6 protein-coding genes are annotated in these 12,425 nt (G+C 75.8%); all 6 read left to right on the top strand.

The genetic code is table 11. The features are described 5' to 3' along the window. A partial coding sequence (locus ACIRJR_RS33495; protein WP_403787858.1) for a type I polyketide synthase occupies positions 1–2,407 on the top strand: 2,407 nt, incomplete at its 5' end. Positions 2,408–2,473: 66 nt separating this feature from the next. Then, the gene (locus ACIRJR_RS33490) at positions 2,474–8,011 is read left to right on the top strand and encodes an SDR family NAD(P)-dependent oxidoreductase (protein WP_403787855.1); all 5,538 of its coding nucleotides are present in this window, start codon (positions 2,474–2,476) and stop codon (positions 8,009–8,011) included. Between the two features lie 13 nt (positions 8,012–8,024). Continuing rightward, entirely contained in the window at positions 8,025–9,218 is a 1,194-nt protein-coding gene (locus ACIRJR_RS33485) for a cytochrome P450 (RefSeq protein WP_403787852.1), read from the top strand. A gap of 85 nt (positions 9,219–9,303) precedes the next feature. Then, positions 9,304–10,611 carry an activator-dependent family glycosyltransferase gene (locus ACIRJR_RS33480; protein WP_403787849.1) on the top strand — a complete coding sequence of 436 codons (1,308 nt, stop codon included), beginning with the start codon at positions 9,304–9,306 and terminating at the stop codon, positions 10,609–10,611. Next, complete coding sequence (locus ACIRJR_RS33475; protein WP_403787846.1) at positions 10,608–11,351, top strand: class I SAM-dependent methyltransferase; 744 nt, start codon at positions 10,608–10,610, stop codon at positions 11,349–11,351. Before ACIRJR_RS33480 ends, ACIRJR_RS33475 begins: the two co-directional genes overlap by 4 nt. 7 nt (positions 11,352–11,358) lie before the next feature. Beyond that, positions 11,359–12,030 carry a 4'-phosphopantetheinyl transferase gene (locus tag ACIRJR_RS33470; protein WP_403787843.1) on the top strand — a complete coding sequence of 224 codons (672 nt, stop codon included), beginning with the start codon at positions 11,359–11,361 and terminating at the stop codon, positions 12,028–12,030. Positions 12,031–12,425: the final 395 nt, after the last annotated feature.

Here is a 12,425-nt window from a genome sequence, read left to right as displayed (position 1 = left end):
TCTGAGGCGGAGGGTTCGTTTCGAGGAGACGGTGCGGGTTCTGCTGGAGCGTGGTTTCGGGACGTTCGTGGAGTGCAGTGCGCATCCGGTTCTGACGATGGGGGTGCAGGAGACCGCGGAGAGCGTGCCGGGCACCGACGTCCTGGCGGTGGGTTCGCTGCGTCGTGGTGAGGGCGGGCTGGAGCGGTTCCTGGCCTCCGCGGCGGAACTCTTCGTGCGTGGGACGGACATCGACTGGACCGCCCTGTTCGAGGGGACCGGGGCCCGTACCGTCGACCTCCCCACCTACGCCTTCCAACACCAGCACTACTGGCTCGAACCCTCTGTCCGGTCCGCCCCCGACGCCGACCCCACCGGCACGGACACCTGGCGCTACCGCACCACCTGGAAGGGAATCGCCGAGCCGGCGTCCGCCGCCGCCCCGGACCTCTCCGGGCGATGGCTCCTCGTCCTCCCCGAGGGCGCGCGCGGCGACGCCGAGGCGTTCGCCGACGCGGCCGAGGCCACCCTCGTCCGGCACGGCGCCCGCACCGAGCGCCTGACCGTCGACGCCCGCACCGCCACCCGCCAGACCCTGGCCGACCGGCTCTCCGCGTACGAAACCGGCGCGGGAACCACCGAGGTGCCCTTGAGGGCCTCCGCCGGACCCTTCGACCGCATCCTCTCCCTCCTCGGGACCGACGGGCGACCGCACCCCGAGCACCCCGGGCTGGCCCTCGCCGTGCTCGGCACCACCCTTCTCGCGCAGGCGGCTGCCGACGCCGGTCTCACCGCGAGGCTGTGGGCCGCGACCCGCGGAGCCGTCGCTGTCTCACCCGCCGAACGGCCCGGTTCCGACGGCGCCCAGGTCTGGGGACTCGGCCGCGGCGTCGCACTGGAGCACCCCACCCTCTGGGGCGGCCTGGTGGACCTGCCCGAGGTCCCCGACGAGCGCGCCTGGCAGAGGCTGGCCGCCGCCCTGGCGGGCATCGCCGACGAGGACCAGATCGCCGTCCGCGCGTCCGGCAGCTACGGACGCCGGCTCGTCCCCGCCGCCGGCACCCCCTCCCGCCGCACCTACACCCCTCGTGGCACTGTCCTGGTGACGGGCGGTACGGGCGCCCTCGGCGCCCATGTCGCCCGCTGGCTCGCGGGGGCCGGTGCCGGGCACCTGGTGCTCACCAGCCGCCGTGGCCCGTCCGCGCCGGGTGCGGCCGAACTGGCCGAGGAGCTGCGTGCACTGGGCGCCGAGGTCACCGTCGCCGCCTGCGACGTCTCCGACCGCGAGGCGCTGGCCGCCCTGCTGGAGGCCCACCCGCCCACCGCCGTCTTCCACACCGCCGGCGTCCCGCACTCGGCAGCCTTCCTCGACACCGACGCGAATACCCTCCCCGAGGTGTACGCGGGCAAGGTCACCGGCGCCCTGCACCTGGACGAGCTGACGCGCACCCGTGAACTCGACGCGTTCGTCCTCTACGCCTCCGGAGCCGGAGTCTGGGGCAGCGGCGGCCAGAGCGCCTACGGGGCCGCGAACGCCGCCCTCGACGCCCTCGCCGAACGGCGCCGCGCCGAGGGCCTGCCCGCCACCTCCGTGGCCTGGGGCCTGTGGGGCGGCGGCGGCATGGGTGAGGGCGCCGGCGAGGAGTTCCTCAGCAGCCGCGGTCTTCGCGCCATGGACCCCGAACGGGCCGTGGCGGCCCTGGCGCGGGCCCTGGACCGCGAGGACGGCTGCATCGCGCTCACCGACATGGACTGGCCGCTCTTCGCCAAGGGGTTCACGACCTTCCGGCCAAGCCCGCTGATCGGCGAACTGCCCGGCGTGCGCGGCTCCGGCGGTGACGGAACCGCCGGAGCGGCCGACGACGATCCCGCCGGGGCGGATGCGGACGGCCTGCCCGCCCGGCTCGCCGCAGCCGGCCCCGACGAACAGTACGAGATCGTGCTCGACGAGGTCCGCTGCAGCGTCGCGGCCGTGCTCGGCCACGCCGGACCCGAGGACGTCGACCCCGAAGAGGCGTTCAAGGACCTCGGATTCAGCTCGCTCACCGCGGGCGAACTCGCGGCTCGGCTCAGCCGGGCCTGCGGCCGGAAGCTGCCCCCCACCCTGGTCTTCGACCACCCCACGGCCGCCGCCATGGCCGGGCACCTGGCCGGGCTCCTCCGCCCGGCAGTCGCAGCGGGCGCCGGCACCCCCGAGGAGCAGCGGATCAGGGCCGCCCTGGCCACACTCCCGCTGGGCGTGCTGCGTGAGGCGGGGCTGCTGGACACCCTGCTCGCCCTGGCCTCCGAGGAGCCCGGCACAGCGGCGCCCGAGCGGTTCTCAGGCGCCGGCGGGTTCGATGGGGCGGACCGGTTCGACGCCGTCGGCGCGATCGACGAACTCGACGGGGACGCGCTGATCGAACTGGCGCTGCGCGACGCGGCCTGAGCCGTGCCCCAGCCGGGGGCCATGAGGCCGCCGCTCCGCCCGACCGCCCAGAGAGGGATCCCACCGATGGCCATGTCCTCCGAAAAGCTCATGGAGGCGCTACGGACCTCACTGAAGGAGACCGAGCGTCTGCGCCGGCGCAACCGGGAGCTGACCGCGGCCGCGCACGAGCCCGTCGCCGTTGTCGGCATGGCCTGCCGGTACCCGGGCGGAGCCGACTCCCCCGAGGCCCTGTGGGAACTGGTCGCCTCCGGGACGGACGCTGTCGCGCCCTTCCCGGAGGACCGCGGCTGGGACCTCGACGGGCTCTACGACCCGGACCCCGATTCGCAGGGCACCACATACTGCGACCAGGGCGGTTTCCTCGCCGGCGCCGGCGACTTCGACGCCGCGTTCTTCGGGATCTCACCGCGTGAGGCCGTCGTCATGGACCCCCAGCAGCGGCTGCTCCTCGAGGTGTCCTGGGAGGCCCTGGAGCGCACCGGACTCGACCCGCGCACCCTGCGCGGGACCGACACGGGCGTCTACATCGGCGCCGCCCACGCCGAGTACGCCACCGACCTTGACCGGGTACCGGCCGGATCCGAGGGCTACCTCCTGACCGGCAGCGCCGACGCGGTGCTCTCCGGCCGGATCAGCTACGTCCTCGGGCTCGAGGGCCCGGCCATGACGTTGGAGACGGCCTGCTCCTCCTCTCTGGTCGCCCTGCACCTGGCCGTCTCCGCGCTTCGCCGCGGCGAATGCGGCCTGGCACTGGCGGGCGGTGCGGCCGTCATGCCCGACGCCGCCGCGTTCGTCGAGTTCTCCCGGCAGAAGGGCCTCGCGGCGGACGGCCGCTGCAAGGCCTTCTCCGCCGACGCGGACGGCACCGGCTGGGCCGAGGGCGCGGGCGTGCTCGTACTGGAGCGGCTCTCCGACGCGCGCCGGGCGGGCCGTACCGTGCTCGCCGTCATCCGCGGTTCGGCCGTCAACCAGGACGGAGCCAGCAACGGCCTCACCGCCCCCAACGGCCCTTCCCAGCAGCGGGTCATCCGCGCGGCCCTCGCCGACGCGGAGCTCGACCCGCAGGCCGTCGACGCCGTCGAGGCGCACGGCACCGGGACCCGCCTCGGGGACCCCATCGAGGCCCAGGCCCTGCTCGACGTCTACGGGCAGGGCCGCGAGGCGGACCGGCCCCTGTGGCTCGGCTCCCTCAAGTCCAACATCGGCCACTCGCAGGCCGCCGCCGGGGTCGGCGGTGTCATCAAGACCATCCAGGCCATGCGCCACGGCCTGCTGCCCAAGACCCTGCACGCCGCCACCCCCACCCCGCACGCCGACTGGTCCTCGGGCCGGGTACGGCTGCTGACCGAGCCGGTGGACTGGCCGGCGGGCCCGCGCCCGCGCCGCGCCGGGATCTCCGCCTTCGGCGTGGGAGGTACGAACGCCCACGTGATCGTGGAGGAAGCGGCCGAAGACGCCGACGCCGAGGACACGGTCGGAGCCGACGCCCCGGGCACCGCCCCCGCCGGCACCCCCGCCCCCGGCACGGCTTCCGCAGGCTCCCCCGGGGGCGAGCCGGGTCCGGAGCGCCCGATCGCCTGGTTCCTCTCCGGCCGCTCCGGCGAAGCCCTCCGTGCCCAGGCCGGACGACTGCGCACCCACCTCGCCGGACCGGCCGCCGCCGACGCCTCCGCCGAGGCCGTCGGCCACGCCCTGGCCACCACCCGCACCGCCTTCGAGCACCGGGCCGTCCTCCTCGGCAGCTCGTACGAGAAACTCACCGGCGCGCTCGAAGCCCTCGCCGAGGGCGCCCTCTCGCCCGCCGTCGTCACAGGAGTGCGCCGCCGCGAGGCGGGGACGGCCTTCCTCTTCACCGGACAGGGCAGCCAGCGCCCCGGCATGGCCCGCGAGCTGCGCGCCACCCAACCGGTGTTCGCCCAGGCCTTGGACGCCGTCGCCGAACGCCTCGACCCCCACCTCGACCGCCCGCTCGCCGCAGTGCTCGACGCGGCACCCGGCACCCCCGACGAAGCCCTGCTGCACCGGACCCAGTACGCCCAGGCGGCTCTCTTCGCCGTCGAGACCGCCCTGTTCCGGCTGCTGGAGCACTGGGGCATGCGCCCCGACGTCCTCCTCGGCCACTCCGTGGGCGAGATCGCGGCCGCCCACGCGGCCGGTGTCCTCGGCCTCGACGACGCCTGCGCCCTTGTCGCAGCCCGCGGCCGGCTGATGCAGGCGCTCCCGGCCGGCGGCGCGATGCTGTCCGTACGGGCCTCCGAGGACGAGGTCCGTGAGATCCTGGCCGGCCGCGAGGACGCCCTCGCCGTCGCCGCCGTCAACGGCCCCCGGTCGGTGGTCCTCTCCGGGACCGAGGAGGCCGTCGGACAGGCGGCGGACCTGCTCGCCGAACGTGGCCGCAAGACCAAGCGGCTGACGGTCAGCCACGCTTTCCACTCGCCGCTCATGGACCCCATGCTGGAGGAGTTCCGGGTCCTGGCCGACGGGCTCTCGTACCGGGCCCCCCGGATACCCGTCGTCTCCAACGTCACCGGCCGCCGGGCCACCGGCGATGACCTGCGCACCGGCGCGTACTGGGCCGGGCACGTCCGCGCGGCGGTCCGCTTCGCCGACGGAGTGCGCACCGCCCGCGAGCTGGGCGCGGCCACCTTCGTCGAACTCGGCCCCGACGGCGTTCTCTGCGGCATGGCCCAGGAAGTGCTTTCCGCGGACGGCACCGGCGCGGAACCGGCCGCGCTGGTCCCCGTGTTGCGCCGCGGCCGCCCCGAGAACGCCACCCTGCTGCGGGCGGTGGCCACCGCGTCGAGCCGCGGCGCCGCCCTCGACCGCGGCCGGCTCTTCCCCACCGCCCCCGTCCGGCCGGTCCCGCTGCCCGTGTACGCCTGGCAGCACCGCCGGTACTGGATCGCCCCCACCCCCCGCGGAGGCGGCCGAGGCCCGGCCGGAGGGCCCCGCCGCCACCACGTCACCTGGGACCTGCTGCCCGCCTCCACCGGCACCCCCCTGACCGGCACCTGGCTGCTGATCGAGCCCTCCGGAGCCGCCTCCGGGTCGGCCGGCGACCGCGCCGAGCGGGCCCTGCGCGCCCGCGGCGCCCGTGTCCGGCGGCTCCCGGTCGATCCCGGGCGAGCCGACCGGGCCGCCCTCGCCGAAGTGCTGGCATCCCACGCCGGCACGCCCGCCGGCGCCCGGGGCGACACAGCCGCCGTCGTCGAGGGGGTCCTCTCCCTGCTGGGCACGGACGACCGGGAACGGCCCGGCTCCGGGCTGGTCCCATCCTCCGTACAGGCCACCCTCTCCCTCGCCCAGGCGATGGAGGAGACGTCCATGACCGCCCGCCTCTGGTGCGCGACCCGGGGGGCCGTGGCCATCGCACCCGGCGAGCGGCCGCGGCAGGCGGCGGCCCAGCTCTGGGGACTCGGGCGCGTCGCCGCGCTCGAACTCCCCACGCTGTGGGGCGGACTGGTCGACCTGCCCGAAACCGCGACCGGAACCGAGGAGGACGAGGCCTGGCGGCTGCTGGCCGAGGTCCTCGGCGGCTCCGAGGACCAAGTGGCCGTCCGTGGCGCTCGCACCCACGGCCGCCGGCTCGCCGCTGCCCCCGCGCCGTGCGTCACCGCGCCGTACCGTCCCCGTGGCACCGTCCTGATCACCGGCGGCACCGGCGCCCTCGGCGGCCATCTCGCCCGCCGGCTCGCCCGCGAGGGCGCCGAGCACCTGCTGCTCGTCACCCGGCGCGGAGCCCGTGCACCCGGTGCCGCGGACCTGGAGGCCGAACTCCTCGCCCTCGGAGCCAAGGCCACCTTCGCCGCCTGCGACGTCGCCGACCGCGACGCGCTCGCCGCGCTCCTCGGAGAGATCCCCTCCGACGCCCCACTCACCGCCGTCTTCCACGCCGCGGGCGTGCCCCAGGTCAGCCCGCTCACCGAAACCGGACCCGAACTCGTCTCCGACGTCTACGCCGGGAAGGTCGCCGGTGCCCTGCACCTCGACGAGCTCACCCGGGACCTCGGCCTCGACGCCTTCGTCCTCTACTCCTCCGGCGCGGGCGTGTGGGGCAGCGCCGGACAGTGCGCCTACGGCGCCGCGAACGCCGGGCTCGACGCCCTCGCCGAACGGCGCCGCGCCGAGGGCCTGCCCGCCACCTCCGTGGCCTGGGGCCTGTGGGGCGGCGGCGGCATGGGCGACGGCGAAGGCGCCGCGTACCTGCGCCGCAGGGGGGTGCGCCCCATGGACCCGCAGGACGCTCTCACCGAGCTCTTCCGCGCCGTCGCCGCGGGCGAGGCCCAGATCACCGTCACCGACACCGACTGGGAGCGGTTCGCCCTCGGGTTCACCTCCCGCCGGCCCAGCCCGCTCATCTCCGCTCTCGCCTCCGCCGCTCCCGCCTCGGCCTCTGCCTCCTCCGCCCCGGCCGCCGGTGACGGGGCCGCGACCGGTCCCCGGCCGCGCGACCTGCGTGCCGAACTCTCCGTTCTCGGCCCGGCCGAGCACACCGCGGCCGTCCGGAACCTGGTCCGCACCGAGGCCGCCGCCGTGCTCGGGTACGAGAGCCCCGACGAGGTCACCGCCGACGTGCCCTTCACCCTGGCCGGGTTCGACTCCCTCGCCGTCGCGGAGCTGCGGCGCCGGCTCATCACCGCGACCGCCACCGATCTGAACCCCGAGACCTTCTACGACCACAACACCCCGGACGCGCTCGCCGCCCACCTGCTGGACCTCCTCCAGGAACCGGCCGCCCCGGCCGGCCCCGCGGACGCGGGCCCCGGCGACACCACACTGGTCGCGGTCTACCGTTCCGCGGTCGCCGACAGCCGGGTCGCCGAAGCCGTCGAGGCCCTCGGCGCCGTATCCGCCCTGCGCCCGGCCTTCACCGACCCCGCGCAGCAGCCCGTCACCCCCGTCCGGCTGGCCGACGGCCCCGCCGGGGACCAGGGCCCGCTGCTCATCGCGGTCACCGGCACCGCTGCCGTCTCCGGCCCGGCCGAGTTCGCCGCCTTCGCGGCAGCCCTCGCCGGCCGCCGCACCGTGGTCGCCCTGCCCCAGCCCGGCTTCCGGCCCGGCGAACTGCTGCCCGGCACCCTCGAAGCGCTGTGCGGGGCCCACGCCGAGGCCATCGCCCGGTACGCCGACGGGCGGCCGTACGCCCTGGTCGGCCACTCCGCCGGGGCCAACGCCGCCCACACGCTGACCCGGCACCTGGAGGCCCGCGGCACCGGGCCCACCGCCCTGGTGCTGGCCGACGTCTACACCCCCAGCGCCCCCGGGGCCATGGGCACCTGGCGGGACGTCATGCTCCGCTGGGCGACGGACCGCACGGTCGTACCGCTCGACGACACACGGCTCACGGCCATGGGCGCGTACCACCGGCTGCTGCTGGACTGGACCCCCCGGCCCACCCGCGCCCCGGTCCTGCACCTGCGGGCGGACGAACCCATGGCCCCGTGGACCGACCCGGTGACGGACTGGCGGTCCGTCTGGAACGGCGCCCACACCGTCACCGACGTACCCGGCAACCACTTCACGATGATGACCGAGCACGCCCCGACCACGGCCCGCACCGTCGATGCCTGGCTCGATGTGCTGGCCGGCGGTGACCGATGACGAGGAGTCGCACATGACAGCCGAGCTGCTGACCGACGCCCCGGTCCGCGAGACCGCCCTTGCGCGTGCCCGCCGGGCCCGCAGGGACCAGCTCACCCGCGCCGCCCAGTGGTTCGCGGGGACCCGGAACGACCCCTACGGCCTGATCCTCCGGTCCGGCACCGAGGACCCCCGCCCCTACGAGGAGCGCGTCCGCGCCGAGGGGCCGCTGTCCTACAGCGAGCCGCTCGACACCTGGGTGACGGCCGACCGCGCCGTCGCCCAGGAGATCGTCGCCGGCGCAGCCTTCGACGGCCCCGCCCCGGAGGCCGCCCCTGACGGGCTCGCCCAGTGCGGCGCGGTGCTCGACGTGGACCGGGAGACCGCCGCCCGCCTGGCCCCGCTCACCTCCCTCGGCAGCCCCCTGCTGTGGGCCCCCGAGGAGGGGTGCGTGGAGAAGCGGACCGTGACGCTCGCCCGCGCGATCCTCGCCGGACTCGGCGACCGCTTCGACCTCACCGAGGACTTCGCGCGCCGACTCGTCGGCCAGGTGATCGCCGAACAGCTCGGCCTGCCCGAGGGCGCCCACGAGCGGTTCGTCCAGATCCTGCCCGACTGCCGGCACGCCCTCGACGGGCTACTCTCCCCCCAGCTCCACGCAGTGGGCCGCGCCGCCGAGCGGGCCGAGGCCACCCTCTCCACGCTGCTCGCCGAAGGCCTCCACGAGGCCGGCGCCGACAGCGTCCGGGCCGCCCGGATCCTCGCTGTCAGCGCCGCCGAGACCACCGCCGTGCTCGTCACCAACGCCGTGCGCGGGCTCCTCGCCGAGCCCGGCGCGTGGAAGCGGCTGGCCGCCGGTCCCGCCCTGGCCGCCGGCGTCGTCGAGGACACCCTGCGCACGGACCCGCCCGTCCGGCTGGAGACCCGCAGCGTCATCGCCGACACCGTCCTCGCGGGCACCGCACTGCCTGCCGGCAGCCGCGTCACCATCCTCGTCGCCGCCGTCAACCGCGACCCCGGGACGCCCGCGGGCGCCGCTCCCTTCGGCCTCCCCGCCGACCTGCACTTCGCGCTCTCCGGCCAGCTGGTCACGGTGATCGCCCGCGCGGCGCTCGGCGCGCTCGCCGAGGCCCTGCCCGAGCTGCGCACCGCCGGCGAGGAGGTCACACGGCCGCGCTCACCGGTCCTGGGCGCCCCCGCGTCCTTCCCCGTCGCCAGGACCGCCTGATGGCCGGGGCCGGCGGCGGCGAAGGCACCGCCCGGCGAAGACCACCACCCCGACCGCAACGAGCCATACGAGGGCGGACGATGCCATGCGCGTACTGATCACGTGCTTCGCGCACAACACTCACTACTACAACCTGGTGCCGTTGGCCTGGGCGCTGCGCGCGGCCGGGCACGAGGTCCGGGTGGCCAGCCAGCCGGCGCTCACCGAGGTGGTCAACGGCTCCGGGCTGGCGGCCGTGCCCGTCGGCGACTTCGACTCGATCGTCGAGCTGATGACGCAGATCGGCGGCGACCCCACCCCGTACCAGGCGGGCTTCGACTTCGCCGAGACGGTCACCGAACCGATCGGCTGGGAGCACGCCCTCGGCCAGCAGACCATGATGACGGCCATGTCGTTCGCGCCGCTCAACGGCGACACGACCATCGACGACATCGTGGAGTTCGCCCGCGCCTGGCAGCCCGACCTGGTGCTCTGGGAGCCCTTCACCTACGCCGGGCCCATCGCCGCGCACGTCACGGGCGCGGCCCACGCCCGCCTCCTGTGGGGCCCCGACGTGATCCTCAACGCGCGCCGTCAGTTCCTCGAACTGCTGGCCGCACAGCCCGAGGAGCGCCGCGAGGACCCCATGGCCGAATGGCTGGCATGGACCCTCGAACGCTTCGGGATCACCCCCGACGCCGCGGCCGTCGAGGAGATCACCCGCGGGCAGGCCACCGTCGACCCGGCTCCCGCGAGCCTGCGCATACCCGTGCCCGGCGAACTCCTGCCGATGCGCTACGTCGCCTACAACGGCCCCGCCGTCATACCGGACTGGCTGCACACCCCGCCCGCCCGGCCACGGGTCTGCGTCACCCTGGGCGTCTCCGCCCGCGAGACCTTCGGCCGCGACGCGGTCCCCTTCGAGGACCTGCTGCACGCCCTCGGCGACATCGACGCCGAGATCGTCGCGACCTTCGACGCGACCCAGCTCGAGGACCGCGAGGCCCTCCCCGCCAACATCCGCGTCGTGGACTTCGTCCCGATGGACGCCCTGCTGCCGACCTGCGCCGCGATCGTCCACCACGGCGGCGCCGGCACCGGCTACACCGCGACCCTGCACGGCGTACCCCAGATCATCGTGGCCTCCCTGTGGGACGCGCCCCTCAAGGCCCGCCTGCACGAGCAGCAAGGGGGCGGCATCGACCTGCCGCCCGAGAAGCTCGACGCCGCGTCCCTGCGCGAGGCGGTCGTACGGGCCCTCACCGACCCCTCGATCACGGCGGCCGCGCACCGGCTGCGGGACGAGGCCCTCGCGGACCCCTCGCCGGCGGAACTCGTCCCGGCCCTCGAACGACTGGCGGCCCGACGGGGCCGCCCGCACACCGCGCACCCCAGCCAAGGAGAGACGACGTGACCACCATCGAAGCCCCCGCGGACCGCGGCTACGCGGACGGCATAGCCCGCCTCTACGACCTGGTCCACCAGGGCAAGGGCAAGGACTACGAGCGCGAGGCGGCCGACCTGGCCGCCCTGGTCTCCTCCCGCACGCCCGGTGCCCGCAGCCTCCTCGACGTGGCCTGCGGCACCGGCCTCCACATGGAGCACCTCGCCCGGGCGTTCGACACCGTCGAGGGCGTGGAGATCTCCGCGGACATGCGGGACATCGCCGTGCGCCGCAACCCGGGCGTGCCCGTCCACCTCGGAGACATGCGCGACTTCGCGCTCGGCACCACGTTCTCCGCCGTCACCTGCATGTTCAGCTCCATCGGCCACATGCGCGACCAGGCGGAACTCGACGCGGCCCTGGCCCGCTTCGCGGACCACCTCGAACCGGGCGGCGTCGTCGTGGTCGAACCCTGGTGGTTCCCCGCCACGTTCACCCCCGGCTTCGTCGGCGCGTCCATCACCGAGGCCGAGGGCAGGACCGTCTCCCGCGTCTCGCACTCGCGGCTGGAGGACGACGCCACCCGCATCGACGTGCACTACCTGATCGCCGAGCCGGGCCGGGACATCACGCACCTCTCCGAGACCCACCTCATCACCCTCTTCACGCGCGAGGCCTACGAGCAGGCCTTCGTCCGTGCCGGCCTCGCCGTCGAGTTCCAGGAGGGCGGCCCGTCCGGGCGAGGGCTCTTCATCGGCACCCGGCCGTGACCCCCGCATGATCGAGGCGATACTCCCGCCCGGGGCGGTCTCGGTCGACACGGCCGGGGAGTTCCCGCCGGAACTGCTCTTCGCGGGGGAGCGGGCACTGATCCGCGACGCCGTCGAGGAACGGCGGCGCGAGTTCGCCACGGTCCGCGTGTGCGCGCACCGGGCGCTCACCGCCCTCGGCCGGGCCGCCGAACCGGTGCTCACCGGGCGCCGCGGCGAACCCCTGTGGCCCGTCGGCACGGTCGGCTCCCTCACGCACTGCGAGGGCTACCGGGGCGCCGCCCTGGCGCCCGCCTGCCGGTGGCGGGCGCTGGGTATCGACGCGGAGCCGCACCTGGCACTGCCGCCGGGCGTGGCCCGTGCGACCGCCTCGGCCGCCGAACGCGAGCAACTGCGCGAACTCGCCCGCCGCCACCCCGGCACCCGCTGGGACCGGCTGCTGTTCAGCGCCAAGGAATCCCTGTTCAAGGCCTGGTCCCCGCTCACCCGCCGGACCCTGGACTTCGACTCCGCGGAACTCGAACTCGACCCGGCGGCACGCTCGTTCACCGCCCGGCTGCGGATCCCCGGACCGGTGCTCGACGGCCGTGCCCTGACCGCGCTGGCCGGCCGGTGGACGGTGGCGGACGGACTTCTCCTGACCGCGGTCGCCGTCCCGGGCCGCCGCTCCGGGCGGTGACCGGGACGGGCCGCCGCTCCTGACGGTGACGGTCCGCCGCCCCTGCCGGTGAGGGGCCGCCGCTCCTGACGGTGGCCGGGAGGGGCCCGCCGCCCTCGGGAACCGCCTGCGCCGTGAGGCAGAACGGCTTGTGATCCGGCGGAGGAACGCCCCGCGCCGCTCCAGGGGCATCCCGCTCGCCGAGGCCCTCGCACGCCCCCGCCGCCCCGCCCCGGGGCGAACTGACCAGCGTAGGTACGGAGCGCGCGTCCTCTCAAGGTGCGGGGAGCACACCGCGTGGCCCCGACCGGGGCCGCCCGTGGTGGCCCGGCCACCGCAGGCGGCCGCCGCCAGGCCCGCCGGGGGCGGTTGACGCTCCGTCGACGGGCCGGTTACGTTCCCCCGGGACGTCATGA

It is taken from the genome of Streptomyces sp. NPDC102402 (genome assembly GCF_044765765.1).
Lineage (GTDB): Bacteria > Actinomycetota > Actinomycetes > Streptomycetales > Streptomycetaceae > Streptomyces.
The sequence above is the reverse complement of the archived record's forward strand: the minus strand, read 5'-3'. Positions and strand labels throughout refer to the sequence as shown.